This window comes from Sinorhizobium psoraleae, from assembly GCF_013283645.1.
Taxonomy (GTDB): Bacteria; Pseudomonadota; Alphaproteobacteria; order Rhizobiales; family Rhizobiaceae; genus Sinorhizobium; species Sinorhizobium psoraleae.
Window position 1 is genome coordinate 848,020 of sequence record NZ_JABEKV010000001.1, and the last position, 20,215, is coordinate 868,234.

Consider the following 20,215-nt stretch of genomic DNA (forward strand, 5'->3'; position numbering starts at 1 on the left):
GTAGGTTGCAGTTGATATTCCCGGCAACCATGGCAAGCTAATCGCTATGGTTGAGGTGAAACATGATCTGGTCATTACAAGTTCTGCGTCTTGTCGCCGCGCTCATGGTCGTCTACCTGCATGCGGCGCTGACAGCTTTTCAGGCGACAGGCTCCAGCGGCGTTCTCCCGCCTGAAATTCAGATCGCTGGCACGGCCGGCGTCGATATTTTCTTCGTCATCTCAGGCGTCATCATCACGCGCACCGGACGCAACCTCACATGGCAGCAATTCGCCTGGAAGCGGCTTCGCCGGATCGTGCCGATCTATTATCTGGCATCTATCCCGGCAGCCTTCGTCGCGGCCAAGGCGGGCTTTGGCTGGCGCGAAGTGGTGACGACAATCACCCTTTGGCCGGCTCTCGACGTGATGACCGCGCCTATCCTCCCTGTGGCATGGACCCTCTGTTTTGAGATGCTGTTCTACGGCGCGGCGACGCTTGTGCTGTTTGATCGGCGGTTCCTGCCGCTCCTGCTGGGGCTCTTTGCCATCTCTTGTGCATTCAGGTCGGCAGGGCCGGTGTTTCAGTTCATCGGCAACCCGATCATTATCGAATTCCTGATCGGGGTTGCCCTTGCCTTCGCGCCACCGTTCCGCGCGGCCTTGTGGGGCATCCCGCTTGGTGCCACCGCCATCCTGATTGCCGGCCCACTAGGCATCACTCCGTTTGGCGACACTATTGATTTCCTTCTTGGCAAAGAGGCGTTCCAGCGCGTCCTCGTGTATGGCGTCCCCGCCGGCCTGATCGTCTACGGCACGATGCAAGTCCGCGCCGAGCGGAGCATTTGGACCTATCTCGGCGACGGCTCCTATACGCTCTATCTCTTCCACACCTTTCCGATTTCTCTTTTTCTGACGCTCTGGAACGCCTTCCCGTTGGCGCCGGACATCATCATCCTGGTTGGAGTTATTGCCGCAGTGCTATTTTCATGGCGGGTTTATGAGCGCGTCGAGAGGCCCCTGTTGGAGGCGATTAGGAGGCCGCGAATTGGCACAATCGGCGCCTTTGATGATCAGTTCCCGCACCGCCTTTCCTTGCCCCCGACCGACGGAGTAGGTCAGTTCGGCCTCAAGAAAGGCGAACCCCGCGAACGTCTGCCGGATCGCCGAAACGTCGTTGATCGATAGCATGAAGTGCCCCGGAAGCGGCTTCAAGTGCCCGGCCATGATCTTGTCCGAAGAGCGCCTTGCCGTGGTCGCGCTCGCAGCCGAAATACAGGCCTAAGACGTTTGCCCGCGGCGTGCGGGACTAAGGTCCTATGGATTGAAGGTGATGACACCCTAGCTCCATGGAATTCGCCGCGGTGAAGCAACCACAAGAACCTAATTATTTCAGAAAAGATTTAGGGCGGGTCCCCTGCCGCAACGGTACGGGGTCCCGCTTGTGTGGTCGAAAGCGAGGTAAGCAAGGTCGACAACTGCCCTATCGGACCACGCCCACTCAACAGTCGCCTTCATCAACGGTAGCAGCCATCAAGGTCTTCAGGCATCCTAAGTTATCGGGCTGGACTGTTTTCCGGCTAGCAGGAACGCGAATTTTAGATCAGAAGTAAGTGCAGCAGTTGCATGTTTCCGACCAGCGTACAAAGGGGGTTGGAATGAAGTTCCGCGTTTCTGACCGCGCAGAGTTTTTCCTGATTGGGAACCGCAGAACGATTTTCGTCGAATCGTTGCAACGGATTTTTGAACTCGACGACCTAACGGCGTATCTGACCTGCAATCTCGCCGAAGCCATGTCGTTTCAACAACTGGTATCCGACCTTGTGGCGCGTGGCGTCAACCGGAGTTCCGCCGGTGCATTCGTGAGAAAATATCTCCTTTCCTGGTCCCGTCAGGGATTGCTGGACATTGTGCTTGACGAGAGCGACGGACCGCCTGTTGACACACATGTGCTTGATCTCGCCGCGACTGCCGCATCGGTGGCATATTACGATCAAGGTGCCGTCGATCTGCTTCGGCCCGTTTTCGATCATCTGGCGGTGAAGGGCATCGAGGCCCCTTTTTGCTACAATGTGGCAAGGTTCGGCGACCGGCTGTGCATCAGCAGGAACGGCTCTCCGGGGATGATCGTCACTGACGCCGAGGCGGCGCCAGCATTGAAGAGCTTTCTCACCGAAGACGTCCTGGCGGCGGTCGGCACCGACATTGCGCTTCACGCGGCGCTTCTGGTGAAGAAATCGCGGGGCCTTCTGATCTGCGGCGCGCCGGGAGCGGGGAAAACGACACTTGCTATGGCGCTCGTTGACGCGGGCTTTGATTGCGGCGGCGACGATATTGCATTGATGGACGGCCGGGGTCTGGTGCGCGGGGTGCCCTTTGCGCTCGCGCTCAAGTCCGGTTCGTGGGGTCTCCATGAGGGGTCTCGCGATGCGATCATGTCCTGCCCGGTGCACCGCCGCCTCGACAACAAAAGTGTCCGGTATGTCGCGCCGGTTCGGCAGGCGCCGCGCGAGCGTGTTCCGCTGCACACGATCGTGCTCATCCGCCGCCGAAAAAAGGGGCCGGCGGTGGTTTCGGCAGTAGAGCCGGTGCAGGCTCTGTCTGAACTGGTCGCAGGTGCGTTTACTCCCGCGCGACGGCTGGACATGACCCAATTCCAGAGCTTGCTGAATGTCGTTTCCGGCGCTCGCCTGGCGGAGCTTGCTTTTTCACGGCTCGATGAAGCCGTTGCGATCCTGGACCGGTATCATGATGCGGAGTAGCTACAGGGATCTTCTCGCTCTTGCTTCCTGCCTTGATGGCCGTCTTCCCGACGAGATAGATTGGGACGCCGTCATAGACCTGGCGAACAAGACCATGACGATCCCGTCGCTTGCCGTGGCGGTGGCCAGATTTGCACGCCAGGACGATATTCCCGAGGAGGTTCGGACCTATCTTGCGGCGATTTACCAGAGAAATTCACAGCGCAATTCACGGCTGAATTCGCAGCTGGAAGAAGCGGTAAGCCGTTTGAATGACATTGGCATCGAACCGGTTGCCATGAAGGGCGCCGCAATTCTAGTGGCGCAGAGACAGGACGAGATCGGTGCGCGGATGCTTACCGATCTGGATATTTTCGTTCGACCCGCCGAGATGGCCAGGGCGATTGCAGCACTGCAAAGTGTTGGCTATGAAATCCGCGAAGACGCCGGTGTGGGCTCCTGGCCCGGAAATCCAAAGTTCCGTCTACCTGTCGTACTCGCTCGCCCCGCTGATGCCGGCAGCATCGACCTCCATTGCCGCCTGAAGGGTCCAGCCTCCTTCAGCGACATCGAATGGCTGTACCGCAACGGCAGCCGGATGGCACTCGCCGGAGGCCACGTCTACATCCCTTCGCCGTTCGCCCAGGTGGTCTATCTGATGCTGCACGATCAATTTCAGGATGGAGACTACTGGCGAGGTTTGGTCGACCTGCGCCATCTTCTCGACATAGCAAACATTGCGCGTTCCACAGGTGAGATACAATGGGAGGTGTTGAGGTCGCTGTTTTCAGCGGGATATGAAAGAAATGCAATCGACACACAAATTCTGACGATAAGTGCATTGTTCAATATCGGGAGTACTCCCGCGGCGTTATTCGGCAAGGCCGCGCATTTCCAACTTTGGCGGCGAAAAATCCAGATAGAACGACAATATCTCCGCGCGTCGTTTACGCTTCTGACGCTTCTGACGGAATTGTTGCATTATTCATCCTGGGATCGCTTTGGAGGCGAGCCCCATTCTTCCCGGCGGCAGGAAACGAAGCGAAAGCTTCGCGAGTTGCGGCGTATTTTTCGCCCTGTAGCCCCGGGTAAGGCGTAAAACGCGCGCAAAAATCGCCAGTGCGTCGTGAATGTTTCGAACAGGACGGCGCGAGGCGCCATTCTCATCGACTTTTCGGCATAATGATTTAGAGTTAAAAGAGCTTATTTTTGCTGTTTATTTAACCAAGAAGAATCATCGCTGCGTAGTCCTGCTCCGCCAAAGTAACGAGATAATTCCCGCTACCAATTTCTTTGGTCCTACTGTACGCTAGATAGGTTATCCAACGCGAACAGGAGGCATTCATGAGTTCTCAGATGCCAGACGAGCTGCCGTCACGCAGTGAAGAAGACCGGCGCGAGTTTTTGAAAAGCTGCGGCCGCTTCGCAGTGGTGACGCCGCCGGCGGTGACGATGTTGCTGTCGACGAGCCTTACGTCGAATGCAATCGCCAAATCGGGCGGCAGCAAAGATCACGGCAATAACGGTTGGGGTAACGGCCCGGACAGCACAAATCCTGGCAGTTCTCACGGCGATGGTGTCTCCCAGGGTGGACGCGGCGGAGGGCAATCGCAGAGCGGTTCCAAATCCGAGAGTATAGGACGCTAGAGCAATTCCAGGGTTTTCCGTCCGGGATTGCGATCTTAGCGAGAGCGCACGCTGTAGACGCGAAGGAGGATTTTGCGCGGGGGGATCGGGCGGTGGGCTCTTGCCGCAACCGCATTTGGATGGCGAGCGGCGGCAATAAAGAAAATGCGTCCTATCGGACGCACAAAAGTTCCCAACAGTTTTCTGAGCTGTTTTGTGGCGCGGTGAGGCTATGAACTCCGGAGCAGGGCCTTGCCGTGGCCCGTCGACGTCCTTGCGGTAGATCACGGTGCCGGAAGGCATTTCCTCAGGCCGCGCCGCCGGGCATCATCTCGACAAGGAAAAGACCCGAGGCGATGTCGGCCGACAGCGTGAGAGGAGGCGGCTGGACGAGGATCGCCGCATCCAGTGCATGGAGCGTCGCGGTCACCCCTTCCGCCGCCAGTGTGACGCTTCCGCGGTGGCAGAAGACGATGAGCTCTCGCGCATGGGATTCGAGCGATTGCGAGCCCTCGACGTGAAGCCGCCGCACGCGGTGTTTCAGCGCGCTGCGTCGCGTCATGACGTTGAGGTCGATAACCGGGCCGTCACGAAGCGCAGCCGATGTCGGCGCATCGGCGGGGAAGGACAGCGGCGCATCGGCGACCGTCAGCAGTTTCGGCTGGCGCCCTTCGATCGCGAGTGTCATGCCGGCTCCTTCGAGGATCGAGAGCGTGCGGTCGATGCCGGGGAAGGTGGAAAAAGAACCATCGCTCGCCACCGTCGCCATGCTGATGCGCCAGTCGAAATCGGAAAGCGACGCGCGGTCCGGGGAGACGGCGATTTCCACGGTCTCGCCGCCGCCGTTCTTCCACGGCATGCGCCTATATTCGTTCGAACGCAGGATCTTCATGGCGTAGCTCCTTGCATCAGATTGCGCATCCGATCGACGTCCTCATTCATAGGCCGGTCGTCGGCATAGGTCGATATCGTTTCGCGGATGCAGCCATAGAGGGAGGCCGTCCGTGTCGCCTTGGCTCGGGATCGTGGTTGCAGATCATAGGCCTGGGCGGCCGCGAGCAACTCGATCGCCAGAATTTGCTCGAGATTGTCGAGGATCGAGAGCGCCTTCCAGGCTGCGGGCGTTGCGTGGGTGAGAATGTCCTCCTGAAGCGCAGAAGTAATGCCGCCATCGAGGCTTGCCGGTGCCGCCAGGCGGCGGTTTTCTGCCGCGAGCGCCGCGGCGGTGTATTGCGCTATCATGTAGCCCGAAGAAACGCCGCTGTCGCCCGCGAGAAAGGCAGGCAGACCACTGACGAGCGGGTTCACCAGCCGGTCGATGCGGCGCTCCGAAATCGCTGCGAGCTCCGCCGCCGCGATCGCGAGACTGTCCATGGCGAGACCGAGGGCGGCACCGACGGCGTGCGCCTGGGAATGCACCTCCGGTGCTTCCGGCGTGCCGGAAACCGCCGGATTATCGGTGACGCTCGAAAGCTCGCGGTTCACCACCTCGGCGACGTGATCGAAGGTGTCACGCGCAGCGCCATGGACATGGGGTATGGCGCGCAGGCTCAATGGGTCCTGGGTGCGGGTGCCGGCTGTTTCGGCAAGCATCGGGCTTTGTGCCAGCCAGTCGCGCAATGTCGCGCCGACCGCCTGGAGGCCGCGCGATTTCCGCAGCGCCAGCGGCCCCTCGGCGAATGCATTCGCCTGACTGCCCAGGTTTTCGTAAGTCATCGCAGCGGCCGCATCCGCCCAGTCGAGAAGCCGCTCCATACGGGCAAGGGCCAAGGCAGCCTGGCCTGTGGCGCAAGGTGTGCCGTTGACGAGACTGAGGCCTTCTTTCGCCTCGAGCCGCAATGGTTCAAGCCCGATGCGGGCAAGGGCGTCGGCGCCGCTCAGCCGGTCTTTGCCATGCACGGCCGCACCTCGTCCGATCAGGACGAGACCGATGGCGGCGGCATCGGTGAGATAGCCGACCGAGCCACGCGACGGGATCAGCGGAATGATGTCGGCATCGAGAAGTGCAAGCAGGGCGTCGACGGTTTCCATCCGGACGCCGGAGAAGCCATGGGCGAAGTTGGCAATCTGCGCCGCCATCACGGCGCGCGCCTCGGCGTTCCCGAGCGGCTCGCCCACGCCGCAGGCATGGCTGAGAATGATGTTGCGCGACAGGGCTCGCTGGTTCTCGCGGCTGATCACGACGTCACAGAGCGCACCGACACCGGTGTTGATGCCGTAGCCGCGGATGCCACGCTCGACCAGAGCATCGACGATCCGTCGCGCTTCGACGATCCGCGTGCGGGCGGCATCGGACAAGGCGAGGCGCGCTCCCCCGGCGACAGCAGCAATCTCTCGCCAGGTGAGGGGGCCGTCGATCGTGATCGTCTCAGTCATGGGCTTCGGGTCTTCCCTGCCGGCGCTGAACAAAGCGCGCGACATAGTCGTTAGCCGGATTGCCCAGAATATCATCCGGCGTCCCGACCTGCACGACCTGACCGTCCTTGAGGATCGCAATTTCCGAGCCGATCCGCAGCGCTTCATCGAGATCATGGGTGATGAAGACGATGGTTTTCGAGAGATTTTGCTGCAATTGCAGGAGCTGGTCCTGCATGTCGGCGCGGATCAGCGGATCAAGTGCGCTGAAGGCCTCGTCCATCAGGATCACGTCGGTATCGGCGGCAAGCGCTCGTGCGAGCCCGACGCGCTGCTTCATCCCGCCGGAAAGCTGATGCGGGAATTTCGCGTCGTAGCCGGCAAGTCCGACCGTTTCGATCCATTTCATGCCGATGCCGCGGGCGTCCGCCTTCGATACGCCGCGCACACGTTGGCCGTAGACGACATTCTGCAGCACGGTACGGTGCGGCATCAGGGCGAAACTCTGAAACACCATGCTGACGCGGCGCATGCGAAACGCCCGCAGCGTCTTGGCATCCAGATCGAGAATGTTGCTTCCGTCGAAGACGACCTCGCCGCTCGTCGGCTCGATCAGCCGATTGATGTGGCGCACCAGCGTCGACTTGCCGGAGCCGGAAAGCCCCATGATGACGAAGATCTTGCCGGCGCCGATCTTGAGGCTGACATTGTTGAGGCCGACGCTGCAGCCGGAGCGGGCGAGAATATCGGCCTTGTCCAGGCCGTCCTTGGCCATGGCGAGCGCCGTCTTCGCGTCGTGCCCGAAGATCTTGTAGACATTGCGGATTTCGATATCAGCCATTGCGGGCGTCCTCCGTCCGGGCCTTGCCGAAGCCCTGCGTAATGCGGTCGAGCACGATCGCCAGGATGACGATGCCGATGCCAGCCTCCAGGCCCTTGCCGACGTCGAGGGTTTGGATGCCGTTCAGCACCTGCTCGCCTAGACCGCGCGCACCGATCATCGAGGCCACCACGACCATCGAAAGCGCCATCATGATCGTCTGGTTGAGACCCGCCATGATGGTCGGCGTCGCAAGCGGCAGCTCGACCCCGAAAAGGATCTGCGTCGGGCTACCGCCGAAGGCGGTCGCTGCCTCGACCACCTCCGTGTCGACCTGGCGGATGCCGAGATCGGTGAGGCGGATCAGCGGCGGGACGGCATAGATGATTGTGGCGAGGATGGCCGGCACCTTGCCGAGACCGAAAAGCATCAGCGCCGGAATGAGATAGACGAAGCTCGGCATCGTCTGCATGACATCGAGCACGGGCAGCGTGATGTTGCGGACGACCCGGCTCTTGGCGACAAGAATACCCATCGGCACGCCGATCACCACCGAGACGATCGTTGCCATCAGCATCAGCGCCAGCGTCTGCATGGTCAGATCCCAGAGGCCGAGCACGCCGACGGCAAGAAGCAGGGCACCAACTGCGACGGTCAGCGACCAGCGACGCGAACTCTGCCAGGCGAGTGCCATGAAGGCGAGAATGACGAGCCACCAGGGCAGGCCGCGCAGGATCCATTCGATGAACAGCACGGCTTTCAGGATGACGCCGCTGATCGCCTTGAAGACCCAGCCATAATTTGTGACGAGCGCTTGGATGAAGTCATTCACAGGCGCCCGGATGGAGAGATTGAGAGAGTCCGGAAACATCGGATGTCGTTCCTTGTTCAGGCGCTTTGGCGGTCTTCACCGCAAATCTGCCTGCTCTGCGGAAACAGCTTTTAAGCCATGGCTGCCACGCCCCTGTCCCGCGCTGAAGGCGGAAGAGGGCGTGGCGGGCACGGTTCGGCAAAACTGTCGTTACTTCAGGCTTGCTTCGATCTTGCCGCGCGCCTCGTCGGAGACCCACTTGCCCCAGACGTCGCCCTTGGTCTTCAGGAACTCGGTAGCGGCGGCTGTGGCGTCGACCTTGTTGTCGGCCATATAGGCGAGGCTGCCGTTGACATCCTCAAGCGGGAAGGTCGCCTTTTCGAGGATTGCGACGATCTCCGGCGCTTCGGCAGCGAAAGTGCTGTTCACGCCATAGGCAACGTCGACCGAGGGAAAGGCGCAGCCTTCATCACGCTTGCCGTTGGCGCTGCTCAATTCCTTCCAGCAGGCTTCGTTGTAGGCCGGCTCTTCAAGCTGGACGAGCTTGAACTTGCCCATGATCGCGGTGGGAGACCAGTAATAGAAGAGGATCGGCTCACCCTGCAAATAGGCCGAGGTGATTGCCGAATCGAGCGCCGTGCCGGTGCCGGGGCGGAAGTTCACATAGGTTTCGCCGAGTTTGTAAGCTTCGAGCTTGGCGGAACTTACGCCTTCGCAGGTCCAGCCGGATGGGCAATTCAGGAAGCGGCCTTTGGACGGCTCTTCCGGATCCGCAAAGATCTCGGCGATCTTCGGGTCGGAAAGCTGCGAGACACTCTTCAAGTCCGGTGCCTTCGCCTCGATATTGCGCGAGGGGTCGCCGTGAACCACATAGTCCGGCACGAACCAGCCTTCGCTGGCGCCGACGAAGGTCTTGCCGACGGCGACGACCTTCTTTTCCTCGACGGCCTTGTTCCACACGTCCGAGCGGCCGAGCCATTCTTCGGCGAAGATCTGGACGTCGTTGTTGGCGGTTGCCTGTTCCAGCGTCACCGAGTTGCCGGGGATGGAATCCACCTGGCAGTCGTAACCCTTGGCAAGAATCGTCTTCATGACTTCGGTGATGAAGGCGCCGCTCTCCCAGTCTATGCCGGCAAAGGTCACGGTCTTGCCGTCGCCGCAATAGGAGGCGCTGGCGCTGCCGGCGGAGGCCGCAAGCATCAGGCCGGCGGCGGCGAGGGTGAGTCTCATTGTGCTGATCGACATGCGCATTCCCCTTTTTTGATCGTCGCTTCGATGACTATTTCAGTTTCGTCAGAACCCGCGCGAAGGCGCGGTCGATGTCGTCCTCCCGATCATGGCGTCCATTGCGGATCTTCCATTGGCCGGCGACCATGACGTCGCGGACCGTTTCGCCGCCGAGTGCAAAGAGCCAGCGGTCGAGAATCTGGTTGCCGCTTGCCGCGGCGATGTAGGGATTGTCGCCGTTGAGGACGACGAGGTCCGCAGGCGCGCCTGCCTTGATGCCGGTCAAATCGACACCGGCCGCTTGCGCTCCGCCTGCAAGCACCGCCTCGAAGATCGAGCGACCGACGGACGCGCCCGGACCGGCGGCAAGCCGGTTGCGCCGGCGGTCGCGCAACCTTTGGCCGTATTCGAGAAGCCGCAGTTCTTCGGCAACGCTCGTTGCGACGTGGCTATCGGTGCCGATGCCGACGCGGCCATCCTCGGCGATGAAATCGACCGCGGGAAAGATGCCATCGCCGAGATTGGCCTCGGTCGCGGGGCAAAGACCGGCAACCGCTCCCGAAGCAGCCAGCCGCTTCGTTTCCTCAGCCGTCATGTGCGTCGCATGGATGGCGCACCAGCGCTCGTCGACCGGCATCTCGTCAAGCAGCCATTCGACCGGCCGCCTGCCGCTCCAGGCAAGGCAGTCGTCGACTTCGCGCGTCTGCTCGGCCACATGAATGTGAATGGGGCCGGAGACCGGAGCGGCGGCTAGAATTGTCCGCATCTCGTCCGGCGTCGCGGCACGCAACGAATGAATGGCATAGCCAAGCCTGGCGCCGGCCTTCGAGCAGGCAGGGCCGAGGCGATCGAGAAGGGCGAGAAAGCGATCCGGATCATGCAGGAACGGACGCTGACCGGGATTGGGCGCCATGCCGCCGAAATTGGCGTGGGCATAGAAGACGGGCAGATGGGTCAGGCTGACGCCCGTCGCCTCAGCCGCACTCAATATCCGAAGCGACATTTCGGCCGGATCGGCATAAGGGGTGCCGTCTGCCTGGTGATGAAGATAATGGAATTCGACCACACGGCCGAAACCGCCCTTCAGCATCTCCATGTAAAGCTTGGCGGCGATGGCCTCGACGTCATCAGGGTCGACGAGGCTCACCGTGCGGTACATTTTCTCGCGCCAGGTCCAGAAGCTATCGTCTCCCGTGCCCGCCACTTCCGCAAGACCAGCCATGGCGCGCTGGAACGCATGGGAATGAAGGTTGGCGATCGCTGGAACGACAGGTCCGGAAAGCCGCTCGTCACCATCTGCGGGCGCTTGGCCGGTCACAACGGACGCGATGCCGCCGTTGCCGTCAAGAATAATTGCCACGTTTTCGGCCCAGCCGGTTGGAAGAAGAGCGCGCTCCGCGAAGAGCCGGGGGACGGGAAAAGTTGGCATGTGCGTTTTTCCTGTACGTGGTTGTATATGGAACTATAGATATTTTATGGTAGCGCGCAAGGCTAAAATGGACGAAAAGAATCATCCATTGCCGGGAGGAGCCGCAGCCTTGATCGGCATAAGATGGGAGTAGACAATGACGCCACCGGGGCGGACGAGCGACATGTCGACCTTCGCGGAAGGACCCGTGCCGCGCTATGAGGCGGTAAAGCAGTTCATTCGCAGCCGGATCGAGAGCGGCGAATGGCCCGCCAATCACCGGATACCGTCGGAAAACGATATCGTCGCTGATCTAGGCGTCAGCCGGATGACGGCGAACAGAGCGTTGCGCGAGCTTGCGAGCGAAGGCGCAATCACTCGGGTTCAGGGCGTCGGGTCGTTCGTTGCTGCGCATAAGGGCAGCACGGCGCTCCTCGAGGTCCGCAACATCGCGGACGAGATCCGCGAGCGCGGCCATCGGCACACCTCCCGGCTGAACCTGTTGCAGGAGGAGCCGGCAGGCCCGGAGATCGGCCATGCGCTCGGGCTTCCGACGGGAGCCAGGGTGTTCCATTCGATCATGGTCCATTGCGAGAACGAGGTGCCAATCCAGATCGAGGATCGGTTCGTCAACCCGGCGGTCTGCCCTGACTACATGGTGCAGGATTTCCGCACCATGACCCCGAACGCCTATCTGACCTTGGTGGCGCCGATCACCCGCACTGAACAGATCGTCGAGGCCGTGTCGCCCAAGCCGTGGGAATGCAAGCTTCTCGCGATCGGCCGCAACGAACCGTGCCTGATGATCCGCCGACGGACCTGGTCGGAAACGGCGAGCGTGACGACCGCGCGGCTGCTTTATCCAGGCACGCGCTATCGCCTTGAAGGCGCCTCGCAGTGAGGCGGTTCCGCGAATAGACAGGGATGGAAGAATGGACGGAGAGTCGCTCAAGCTCCGCACGCAACTCGCAAGGCCGGATGTCTCCGTCGAGGAGGCGAAACGCATCCTGTCGGAACATTACGGTCTTTCCGGCGCCCTCACAGAACTCGGCAGCCAACAGGACCGAAACTACCGGGTGGACGCCGACGACGGCCGTTTTGTCCTGAAAATCTGTCGGCTGGAATATGCGCGGGTCGAACTCGAGGCGCAGAACGCAGCCCTGCATCATCTTGCCGCCAGCTCGGGTGCTCCGAAGGTGCCGGCTGTAGTAGCCACACTGAATGGCGAAGAGATTATAGACGCAATTGTCCGAGACGTGCCCTATCAGTTTCGGCTGCTCACCTATCTCGATGGCACGCCGTTGACCCGGCGCAAGCACCTTCCGGCGCAAACGGTCGCCGAACTCGGCGCTCTCGCCGGGCGGCTCGCCTGGGAGCTTCGCGAGTTCGACCATCCAGGGCTCGAACGGGAACTGCAGTGGGACCTTCGGCGGGCGGGACCGGTCGCGCTGCATCTGCTGTCGACGATGGCTGACGTGGATCTGCGCAAACGCATCGCTGAAGCGATGATCGGCGCCATGCGGCGTGTGCAACCGCTCATGCCGCAGTTGCGGGTGCAGGCCATTCACCAGGACGTCACCGACGACAACGTCGTGAGCAGGACGGAGGCGAGCGGCCAGCTCGTGCCTGAAGGCGTGATCGACTTCGGCGATGTCCTCAAGGGGTGGCTCGTCGCCGAACTCGCGGTTGCATGTGCATCGCTGCTTCACCACGCGGATGGCGATCCTTTCTTTATCTTGCCGGCGGTCAGGGCTTTTCACGCAGCGTTCCCGCTGACGGATGCCGAACTGAAGGCGCTCTGGCCGCTCATCGTGGCACGAGCGGGCATCTTGGTCGCGAGTACGGAGCAGCAGCTGGAGATCGATCCCGACAACGCCTACGTGCGAGGAAACGCCGCCCATGAGCGCGAAATCCTCGATGTCGCGCTTTCCGTGCCGTTCGGCCTGATGGAGCAGGCAATTCGTCAGGCCGTGGGGAAGGGGGCGGCATTGACCGTACCTCTGACGGACGGCCGGCTGCTGCCGGACATCGACCCAAGCCACGTCGGCATTGTCGATCTTTCACTTCTCGGCCCCCATCTCCCGGCCGACCGCTGGCATTATGAGGACACCGAAGCGCTGCTTTTGCAATCGGCGGCGCGGGCAGCCGGCGCTTCGGCGACACGCTACGGCGAATTTCGTTTGACGGAAACGCGGCTTCTCCAGGCAAACCCGCCTGCGACCTTCGCGCTGCACGTCGATCTTTGCCTGCACGGACAAACTGCCGTTCATGCTCCCTTTGGTGGGCAGCTTAAGTTGCGTGGCGAAAGACTGGTTTTGTCGACCGACGGCCTGCATCTCCATCTCAGTGGCGTCGAACCGGCCGATGGCGCGGAAGGGGCGATCGAAACCGGCGCGCCGATCGGGGTCGTTCCCGGCGATCGGTCGGCGCTGGGCTTCATCCGTGTCCAACTGTCAACCGAAGCGGAAATAGACCCGCTGCCGTTTGCGACGGCGAACCAGGCGGAAGCCTGGCGGGCGCTCTGCCCGTCGCCCGCGCAAATGCTTGGCTTCGATTGTGATGCTTCCTTGCCGGCAGCAAGCGAACTGCTTCAGCGCCGGCAAAGTCATTTCGCGCGACCGCAGAAGAACTATTACCGGCAGCCGCCGCAGATCGAGCGTGGCTGGAGGGAACATCTGTTCGATGTCGAGGGCCGGGCCTATCTCGATATGGTCAACAACGTCACCATTCTCGGCCATGGCCATCCGCGCCTTTCTGCAGCCGTCGGCCGGCAATGGTCGCTGCTCAACACCAATTCGCGCTTCCACTATGCATCCGTGGCGGAATTTTCCGAGCGCCTCGCGGGATTGGCGCCGGAGGGCCTCGACACGGTCTTTCTCGTCAACAGCGGATCGGAGGCGAACGACCTTGCGATCCGGCTGGCCTGGGCCTATTCGGGCGCGCGCCATGTCGTCTCGCTGCTCGAAGCCTATCACGGCTGGACGGTCGCGAGCGATGCGGTCTCGACCTCGATCGCCGACAACCCGCAAGCGCTGACGACGCGGCCCGACTGGGTGCACCCGGTCCTTTCGCCGAACACCTATCGCGGACCGTTCCGCGGGGAAGGTTCGACCGGCGACTATGTCCGCGCCGTTGGCGAGAAGCTGGCGGAAATCGACGAGAAGCAGGAAGGTCTTGCCGGGTTCATCTGCGAAGCGGTTTACGGAAACGCGGGCGGCATCCCGCTGCCGCCCGGATATCTTGAGGCCGTCTACGCCATGGTCAGGGAGAGGGGCGGCGTCTGCATCGCCGATGAAGTACAGGTGGGTTACGGCCGCCTCGGCCACCATTTCTGGGGGTTCGAGGAGCAGGGCGTCGTCCCGGACATCATCACGGTCGCCAAGGGGATGGGCAACGGCCATCCGCTCGGCGCGGTCATCACGCGGCGCGAGATGGCGGAGGCGCTGGAGAAGGAAGGCTACTTCTTCTCCTCGGCCGGCGGCAGTCCGGTCAGCTCCGTCGTCGGGTTGACCGTGCTCGATATTCTCCACGATGAGGCCCTGCAAGAGAATGCCCGCACCGTCGGCGACTACCTCAAGGCGCGGCTGCAGGCGCTTGGCGAGCGCTTTCCGATCGTCGGCGCGGTTCACGGCATGGGACTCTATCTCGGCGTCGAATTCGTCCGCGACCGCGAAACGCTCGAGCCGGCGACAGAAGAGACGGCGGCCATATGCGATCGCCTTCTCGATCTCGGCGTCATCATGCAGCCAACCGGCGATTATCTGAACGTGCTGAAGATCAAGCCGCCGCTCTGCCTCAGCCCCGAGAGTGCCGATTTCTTTGCCGACATGCTGGAGCAGGTGCTGGAAGAGGGCTGGTAAACGAAGCTCCCTCAAGGGGCCGCGCAGCACGGCGCGGACGGCTGCGTTTAGGCCGGCTCCCTAACCCTCACTCAGCATTTCCGTCTCGCCGCTCAATCGGCCGACCAGGCTGCGGCGAACGCGGCCAATATCGCGCGCCGGCGGCTCGCCGAACTGGCGGGCATATTCGCGGCTAAACTGCGACTGGCTCTCATAGCCGACCTGATGGCCGGCATCGCCTGCATCGAGGCGCTCCTCAAGCATCAGGCGCCGCGCTTCCTGCAGCCGCAGCTGTTTTTGATACTGCAGCGGGCTCATCGCCGTGATGGCCTTGAAGTGGTGATGAAGCGAGGAAACGCTCATGCTGACGCGGCTCGCGAGATCGTCGATGCGCAAGGGACGGGAATAATGCTCCTTCAGCCAGGCGACGGCGCGGCCGATCTGATGCGGCTGGCTTTCCGCCGTCGTCATCTGCCGGAGCCTCGCGCCGTGCGGTCCGATGAGCAGGCGGTAGAGGAGTTCCTGCTCGATCAATGGCAGCAGGGCAGCAATGTCGTCCGGGCGTTCGAGCAGCCGCAGCAGGCGGAGCGCCGCGTCTTCGAGGTCGGGCGTGATCTTGCTCACCGTCATTCCGCGTGGCGAGGTAGGGGACTTTGTTGGCCCATCACCAATCAGGTCAAGCAGCGCGGGGATCTTCCCGGTATCGATCTGGAACGCCAGGCTCATATAGGGCTCTTCCGGCGACGCCTGCGAAATCTGGGAAAGAACCGGCAGGTCGATCGAGGTCAAGAGATAGTCCGAGGCGCCGTAGACGAGCGTCTCGTCGCCAAGCACCACGCGCTTGACGCCTTGCACGATGATCGCGAGGCTCGGCTTGTAAGCCGCGCAATTCGGGGTCGCGGTGCTTGAATGCCGATGGACGCTGAGGCCCGGTATGACCGTTGCGTAGTCTCCATCACTTTCGGCGATACGGGCAATGATGTCGATCATCTCGTGGCGAGGCGTCTGTCGTAGCGGCGTCATATTCAGTGGTCTTTCCAATATCTTAGATATGTGCGGGATGCCGTTCAGATAGAGCCAGGAGGTGGCCTTGCCACATCGGTCCGTTCAATCTTGCAGGATTATGCAAAAACTTTGCAGAATTGCACTAACGCATTGTTCTTCCCGAACAGCATAGTCTGCCGCACCGCAGGAGGTCCATGCCTCCCAAGCGCATCATTTCCCAGACATCAAGGACAGACTCATGGCTATAGCTAGAGGATATGCGGCGACCGATGCTTCGAAGCCGCTTACACCTTTCACGTTCGAGCGCCGCGAACCACGCGACGACGATGTGGTTATCGACATCAAATATTGCGGCGTCTGCCACTCCGATATCCACCAGGCCCGCAACGAATGGGGCAACTCCACCTTCCCGATGGTTCCAGGCCATGAGATCGTCGGGATTGTTTCGGCGGTCGGATCAAAGGTCACGAAGTTCAAGGTCGGCGACCGCGCTGGCGTCGGCTGCTTTGTCGATTCCTGCACGACCTGCACCACCCGCGATCTCGATCTGGAACATTATCTGCCGGGTCTGGTCGGGACCTATAACAGCGTCGAGGCCGACGGAAAGACCCCGACCCAGGGCGGCTACTCGGATCATATCGTCGTCAAGGAAGGCTATGTGCTTTCGATTCCCGAGAACCTGCCGCTCGACGCAGCCGCACCGCTGCTCTGCGCCGGTATCACGCTTTACTCGCCGCTGCGTCACTGGAAGGCGGGACCCGGCAAGAAGGTTGCAATCGTCGGCATGGGCGGCCTCGGGCACATGGGCGTGAAGCTTGCTCACGCGATGGGTGCCGAGGTCACGGTGCTGAGCCAGAGCCTCTCCAAAAAGGAGGACGGGCTGAAACTCGGTGCGGATCATTACTACGCGACCAACGATCCGGAGACGTTCCAGGCGCTTGCCGGAAGTTTCGACCTCATCATCTGCACCGTCGCCGCCGAGATCGACTGGAACGCCTACCTCAATCTGCTGAAGGTCGATGGCGACCTGGTGCTTGTCGGCATTCCAGAGAACCCGGTGCCGGTCCACGCCTTTTCGCTTGTTCCGGCCCGGCGCAGCATTTCTGGTTCGATGATCGGCTCGATCAAGGAAACCCAGGAGATGCTGGATTTCTGCAGTGAGCATGGCATCGTTTCGGAGATCGAGATGATCCGCATGGACGAAATCAATGCGGCCTACGAGCGTGTCGTCAAGAGCGACGTGCGCTATCGCTTCGTGATCGACATGGCCTCGCTGTAGGAGGCAAATCCAGGAAAAGCATGTAACGGTTTTTCGTCCGGAATTGCGTATTTTCAAAGAGCCCGCTGCCGCTTTCAGACGAGCGGCAGCGGACCGTCGTTCTTGATCTCTTCCATGACAGCGTAGGTGCGGGTTTCCTTGACCCCCGGCAGTGTCCACAGCACCTGCCCCAGGAAATTGCGGTAGGCGGTCATGTCCTCGAAGCGGGTCTTGACCAGATAGTCGAAGCCGCCGGCGACCATATGGCATTCGAGCACGGCCGGGGCCTGTTTGATGGCGATCGCAAACTGGTCGAAGACTTCCGGTGTCGTCTTGTCCAGCATGACTTCGATGAAGACGAGCAGACCGAAGCCCAGCTTGTGCGGATCGAGGCGGGCACCGAATCCCGAGACGTACCCTTCCTTAAGCAGCCGGCGCAGCCGCTCGCTGGTCGCGGTCGGCGACAGGCCGATGCGGTCGGCCAGCTCAAGGTTGGTGATCCGGCCATCCGCCTGCAGGATGTTCAGGATTCTGCGATCCGTCTTGTCGATCTGGTGCATTACCGCCGCCTCCCGCTCGCGTCTCTCAGGCGGCCAGTCGCGCTTCAGCGAGCTTCACCCAATAGGAGATCCCGTGCGGGATCGCCTCGTCGTTGAAGTCATAGGCCGGATGGTGAAGGCCGGCCGTGTCGCCGTTGCCCATGAAGATGAATGCGCCCGGCCGGGACAGCAGCATGTAGGAGAAATCCTCGCCACCCATCATCGGGTCGAGCGAGGGATTGACCTTGGCCGCTCCGGCAACCGTCGCGGCTGCCGCAAGCGCGTGGGCGGTCTCGTCGGCATGGTTGACGGTCACGGGATAGTTGCGGCCGTACCAGACGTTCACCGTCGCACCATAGGCGCCGGCGATGCTTTCGGCGATCTGGCGGATACGCGCCTCGCCGGTGTCGCGCACTTCCGGCATCAGGGTGCGGACGGTTCCGGCAAGGACCGCCTGCTCGGGAATGACGTTGTGGGCGAAGCCGCCGTTGAACTTCGTGACCGAGACGACGACGGATGCGAGGGGATCGACGGTGCGCGAGGCGATCGTCTGGAGCGCGTTGACGATCTGTGCGCCGACGACGATCGGATCGATCGTCTTGTGCGGCTGGGCCGCGTGGCCGCCGCGGCCGTTGATGGTGATGGTGAACTCGTCGGTCGACGCCATGATCGGGCCGATGCGGCTGCCAAAATGGCCGACCGGCATGCCCGGCATGTTGTGCATGCCGTAGACCTCCGCGATCGCGAAACGCTCCATCATCCCATCCTTGACCATCTCGTTGCCGCCACCGCCGCCTTCCTCCGCCGGCTGGAAGATGACCGCGACGGATCCTGCGAAATTGCGCGTCTCCGCGAGATATCTCGCCGCACCGAGCAGCATGGCCGTGTGACCATCATGGCCGCAGGCGTGCATCTTGCCCGCGGTCGTCGACGACCAGGGCTTGCCGCTCGTCTCGGTGATCGGCAGGGCGTCCATATCGGCCCTGAGCCCGATGGTCCGCCCGGTGCCGAGATTGCCGCGAATGATGCCGACGACGCCGGTCCTGCCAAGACCAGTCACGATTTCGTCAACGCCGAATTCCTTCAGTTTCCTTTCCACAAAGGCTGCCGTATTTTCGACCGCGAACAGGAGTTCGGGGTTCATGTGCAGGTGGCGCCGCCACTCGGTGACTTCGTTCTGGAGTTCGGCAGCGCGGTTGAGAATCGGCATAGGGTCGTCCTGTTGGTCTGTTCGGTCACTACTGCATGATTCCTTAAATCGGAATCGATTTGAGGACAAAGTCACGCAGAAACTCAAAGCTCCACAGCGACTTTGCGTGTCCGATTGGACGCGCGGCGCTGTAAGGGCGCAGTGGATTGGCGCGGCAGCCAAGGATTGGGCTTTGCCATCTCCTCGCCATATAGGCTAAATACCGGGACAAGACGAGGCAATTGCGGAATTTCGAGGTTGGATTGTGGTGACAGGTGGATTCTTGAGGCGTGATGGGGCGAGGACGGTGGGCGTTCTCGCGGGGGCCTGTGCGGCATTTCTGGCAGTGGTAATGCCGGCATTTGCCAATCCGCGGCTGGTCGTCGACGTCAACTCGCTCAAGGTCTACGAGCATCAGGACATCTTCCGGAAGTGGTACCCGGCATCGCTGACCAAGCTGATGACGGCCTATACGACTTTCCGGGCGATCAAGACGGGGCAACTGACGCTGGAGAGCCCGGTCGTAATGACGAAGAACGCCGCGTCCGAGCCGCCGAGCAAGATGTTCTACAAGCCCGGCCAGGCGATGACCCTCGACAGCGCGCTGAAGATGATGCTGGTGAAATCGGCAAATGACGTCGCCGTTGCCATCGCGGAAACGGTCGGCGGCTCCGAGCCCGCCTTCATCGAGCGGATGAATGCCGAGGCACGGCGTATCGGGATGACCTCGTCCCATTTCATCAATGCTAACGGGCTGCCGGGCGAGGGGCAGTATACGACGGCTCGCGACCTTGCTGTGCTGGCGATCACGTTGAAGCGCGAGTTCCCCGAATATGCGGCCTATTTCTCGCTGGAAGGCTTCACCACCGGCAAGAAGGACTATGCCAATTACAACATGCTGATCGGCCGCTTCGATGGCGCGGACGGCATGAAGACCGGCTTTATCTGCGCGTCGGGCTTCAATCAGGTCTCTTCGGCGACGCGCGATGGCCGCAGCGTCGTTTCGGTCGTTCTCGGTGAAGACAGTCTCGGCGCCCGCGCCGACGAGTCTGCCCGTCTCTTGCAGATGGCGCTGACGACCAGCAGCGCGGGCAAGCAGTCTCTGACGCAGATCGCTCCCTATGGAGAGGGCCGCGACACGGTTACGGACGTCAGCAAGCAGATCTGCTCCAAGACCGCCGCGAAGGTGCGCAGTGAAGGCCGCGACGAAGCCGGGCGCCAGAAGCTGCTTTCTCCTTACATCCACGAACTCAATCGCCCGCTCAAGCTTGCTTTTGCGGGGCTTATTCCGGGCAGTGGCGACAAAGTCGCCAAGGCCGGCAGCGATATCGCGGGGCAGGGCGACGTCGTCGAGATCGCCAACGTGCCCATTCCGGTTCCTCGCCCGAGTTTCTAGAGCCGGGTAACAAGAGGTGCGCG

General features: G+C 61.6%; 17 protein-coding genes. 8 read left to right on the forward strand and 9 right to left on the reverse strand.

Going from position 1 to position 20,215, the window contains the following annotated elements; genetic code table 11:
• Nucleotides 1-62 precede the first annotated feature (62 nt).
• The 4 genes from ILFOPFJJ_RS03800 (at nucleotide 63) to ILFOPFJJ_RS03815 (ending at nucleotide 4,366) form a co-directional block, all read left to right on the forward strand.
• Nucleotides 63-1,166: an acyltransferase family protein gene (locus ILFOPFJJ_RS03800; protein WP_173509223.1), complete on the forward strand. Its 1,104-nt coding sequence runs from the start codon at nucleotides 63-65 to the stop codon at nucleotides 1,164-1,166.
• A gap of 470 nt (nucleotides 1,167-1,636) precedes the next feature.
• Nucleotides 1,637-2,740 carry a serine kinase gene (locus ILFOPFJJ_RS03805; protein WP_173509224.1) on the forward strand — a complete coding sequence of 368 codons (1,104 nt, stop codon included), beginning with the start codon at nucleotides 1,637-1,639 and terminating at the stop codon, nucleotides 2,738-2,740.
• A complete protein-coding gene (locus ILFOPFJJ_RS03810) occupies nucleotides 2,727-3,818 on the forward strand; it encodes a nucleotidyltransferase family protein (protein ID WP_173510147.1) in 1,092 nt (363 codons plus the stop codon). The genes ILFOPFJJ_RS03805 and ILFOPFJJ_RS03810 overlap by 14 nt, the downstream gene beginning before the upstream one ends.
• 245 nt (nucleotides 3,819-4,063) lie before the next feature.
• Nucleotides 4,064-4,366 carry a hypothetical protein gene (locus ILFOPFJJ_RS03815; RefSeq protein ID WP_173509225.1) on the forward strand — a complete coding sequence of 101 codons (303 nt, stop codon included), beginning with the start codon at nucleotides 4,064-4,066 and terminating at the stop codon, nucleotides 4,364-4,366.
• 286 nt (nucleotides 4,367-4,652) lie between these two features.
• Here the strand turns inward: ILFOPFJJ_RS03815 and ILFOPFJJ_RS03820 are convergent, their stop codons facing one another.
• The 6 genes from ILFOPFJJ_RS03820 to hutF all read right to left on the reverse strand — a co-directional run bounded on the left by ILFOPFJJ_RS03820 (nucleotide 4,653) and on the right by hutF (nucleotide 10,987).
• Nucleotides 4,653-5,237, reverse strand: a complete 585-nt coding sequence (locus ILFOPFJJ_RS03820) for a HutD/Ves family protein (protein WP_173509226.1) — start codon at nucleotides 5,235-5,237, stop codon at nucleotides 4,653-4,655.
• Entirely contained in the window at nucleotides 5,234-6,721 is a 1,488-nt protein-coding gene (locus ILFOPFJJ_RS03825; RefSeq protein ID WP_173509227.1) for an HAL/PAL/TAL family ammonia-lyase, read from the reverse strand. The genes ILFOPFJJ_RS03820 and ILFOPFJJ_RS03825 overlap by 4 nt, the downstream gene beginning before the upstream one ends.
• On the reverse strand, nucleotides 6,714-7,541 hold the full coding sequence (locus ILFOPFJJ_RS03830) for a quaternary amine ABC transporter ATP-binding protein (protein WP_173509228.1): 828 nt from the start codon (nucleotides 7,539-7,541) through the stop codon (nucleotides 6,714-6,716). The genes ILFOPFJJ_RS03825 and ILFOPFJJ_RS03830 overlap by 8 nt, the downstream gene beginning before the upstream one ends.
• Nucleotides 7,534-8,391, reverse strand: a complete 858-nt coding sequence (locus tag ILFOPFJJ_RS03835) for an ABC transporter permease (RefSeq protein WP_136508808.1) — start codon at nucleotides 8,389-8,391, stop codon at nucleotides 7,534-7,536. The genes ILFOPFJJ_RS03830 and ILFOPFJJ_RS03835 overlap by 8 nt, the downstream gene beginning before the upstream one ends.
• 150 nt (nucleotides 8,392-8,541) lie before the next feature.
• Entirely contained in the window at nucleotides 8,542-9,576 is a 1,035-nt protein-coding gene (locus tag ILFOPFJJ_RS03840) for an ABC transporter substrate-binding protein (protein WP_173509229.1), read from the reverse strand.
• A 34-nt stretch (nucleotides 9,577-9,610) separates the two neighbouring features.
• Nucleotides 9,611-10,987, reverse strand: coding sequence for a formimidoylglutamate deiminase (gene hutF, locus ILFOPFJJ_RS03845; RefSeq protein WP_173509230.1), 1,377 nt, complete (start codon nucleotides 10,985-10,987; stop codon nucleotides 9,611-9,613).
• A gap of 136 nt (nucleotides 10,988-11,123) precedes the next feature.
• On the opposite strand from hutF, the gene hutC reads away from it, so the two are divergent.
• Together hutC and ILFOPFJJ_RS03855 are read left to right on the forward strand one after the other, a co-directional pair.
• Nucleotides 11,124-11,867, forward strand: coding sequence for a histidine utilization transcriptional repressor HutC (hutC, locus tag ILFOPFJJ_RS03850; protein ID WP_173509231.1), 744 nt, complete (start codon nucleotides 11,124-11,126; stop codon nucleotides 11,865-11,867).
• Nucleotides 11,868-11,898: 31 nt separating this feature from the next.
• Nucleotides 11,899-14,826 (forward strand): aminotransferase, encoded by a 2,928-nt coding sequence (locus ILFOPFJJ_RS03855; RefSeq protein WP_173509232.1) that lies wholly within the window; start codon nucleotides 11,899-11,901, stop codon nucleotides 14,824-14,826.
• Between the two features lie 60 nt (nucleotides 14,827-14,886).
• Here the strand turns inward: ILFOPFJJ_RS03855 and ILFOPFJJ_RS03860 are convergent, their stop codons facing one another.
• Nucleotides 14,887-15,828, reverse strand: a complete 942-nt coding sequence (locus tag ILFOPFJJ_RS03860; protein ID WP_173509233.1) for an AraC family transcriptional regulator — start codon at nucleotides 15,826-15,828, stop codon at nucleotides 14,887-14,889.
• Between the two features lie 220 nt (nucleotides 15,829-16,048).
• Between ILFOPFJJ_RS03860 and ILFOPFJJ_RS03865 the strand changes: the two genes are divergently transcribed.
• Complete coding sequence (locus ILFOPFJJ_RS03865; protein ID WP_173509234.1) at nucleotides 16,049-17,089, forward strand: NAD(P)-dependent alcohol dehydrogenase; 1,041 nt, start codon at nucleotides 16,049-16,051, stop codon at nucleotides 17,087-17,089.
• Between the two features lie 74 nt (nucleotides 17,090-17,163).
• On the opposite strand, the gene ILFOPFJJ_RS03870 is transcribed toward ILFOPFJJ_RS03865, so the two are convergent.
• Nucleotides 17,164-17,628 carry an Lrp/AsnC ligand binding domain-containing protein gene (locus ILFOPFJJ_RS03870; protein ID WP_136508815.1) on the reverse strand — a complete coding sequence of 155 codons (465 nt, stop codon included), beginning with the start codon at nucleotides 17,626-17,628 and terminating at the stop codon, nucleotides 17,164-17,166.
• 25 nt (nucleotides 17,629-17,653) lie between these two features.
• The gene (locus ILFOPFJJ_RS03875; protein ID WP_173509235.1) at nucleotides 17,654-18,817 is read right to left on the reverse strand and encodes a M20 aminoacylase family protein; all 1,164 of its coding nucleotides are present in this window, start codon (nucleotides 18,815-18,817) and stop codon (nucleotides 17,654-17,656) included.
• 331 nt (nucleotides 18,818-19,148) lie between these two features.
• Between ILFOPFJJ_RS03875 and ILFOPFJJ_RS03880 the strand changes: the two genes are divergently transcribed.
• Nucleotides 19,149-20,192, forward strand: coding sequence for a D-alanyl-D-alanine carboxypeptidase family protein (locus tag ILFOPFJJ_RS03880; RefSeq protein ID WP_173510148.1), 1,044 nt, complete (start codon nucleotides 19,149-19,151; stop codon nucleotides 20,190-20,192).
• The last annotated feature ends 23 nt before the right edge of the window (nucleotides 20,193-20,215 follow it).

Coding starts and splice junctions, on each gene's coding strand:
- ILFOPFJJ_RS03800 (WP_173509223.1), top strand. CDS start 63: ATGATCTGGTCATTACAAGTTCTGCGTCTTGTCGCCGCGCTCATGGTC.
- ILFOPFJJ_RS03805 (WP_173509224.1), top strand. CDS start 1,637: ATGAAGTTCCGCGTTTCTGACCGCGCAGAGTTTTTCCTGATTGGGAAC.
- ILFOPFJJ_RS03810 (WP_173510147.1), top strand. CDS start 2,727: ATGATGCGGAGTAGCTACAGGGATCTTCTCGCTCTTGCTTCCTGCCTT.
- ILFOPFJJ_RS03815 (WP_173509225.1), top strand. CDS start 4,064: ATGAGTTCTCAGATGCCAGACGAGCTGCCGTCACGCAGTGAAGAAGAC.
- ILFOPFJJ_RS03820 (WP_173509226.1), bottom strand. CDS start 5,237: ATGAAGATCCTGCGTTCGAACGAATATAGGCGCATGCCGTGGAAGAAC.
- ILFOPFJJ_RS03825 (WP_173509227.1), bottom strand. CDS start 6,721: ATGACTGAGACGATCACGATCGACGGCCCCCTCACCTGGCGAGAGATT.
- ILFOPFJJ_RS03830 (WP_173509228.1), bottom strand. CDS start 7,541: ATGGCTGATATCGAAATCCGCAATGTCTACAAGATCTTCGGGCACGAC.
- ILFOPFJJ_RS03835 (WP_136508808.1), bottom strand. CDS start 8,391: ATGTTTCCGGACTCTCTCAATCTCTCCATCCGGGCGCCTGTGAATGAC.
- ILFOPFJJ_RS03840 (WP_173509229.1), bottom strand. CDS start 9,576: ATGTCGATCAGCACAATGAGACTCACCCTCGCCGCCGCCGGCCTGATG.
- hutF (WP_173509230.1), bottom strand. CDS start 10,987: ATGCCAACTTTTCCCGTCCCCCGGCTCTTCGCGGAGCGCGCTCTTCTT.
- hutC (WP_173509231.1), top strand. CDS start 11,124: ATGACGCCACCGGGGCGGACGAGCGACATGTCGACCTTCGCGGAAGGA.
- ILFOPFJJ_RS03855 (WP_173509232.1), top strand. CDS start 11,899: ATGGACGGAGAGTCGCTCAAGCTCCGCACGCAACTCGCAAGGCCGGAT.
- ILFOPFJJ_RS03860 (WP_173509233.1), bottom strand. CDS start 15,828: ATGACGCCGCTACGACAGACGCCTCGCCACGAGATGATCGACATCATT.
- ILFOPFJJ_RS03865 (WP_173509234.1), top strand. CDS start 16,049: ATGGCTATAGCTAGAGGATATGCGGCGACCGATGCTTCGAAGCCGCTT.
- ILFOPFJJ_RS03870 (WP_136508815.1), bottom strand. CDS start 17,628: ATGCACCAGATCGACAAGACGGATCGCAGAATCCTGAACATCCTGCAG.
- ILFOPFJJ_RS03875 (WP_173509235.1), bottom strand. CDS start 18,817: ATGCCGATTCTCAACCGCGCTGCCGAACTCCAGAACGAAGTCACCGAG.
- ILFOPFJJ_RS03880 (WP_173510148.1), top strand. CDS start 19,149: ATGCCGGCATTTGCCAATCCGCGGCTGGTCGTCGACGTCAACTCGCTC.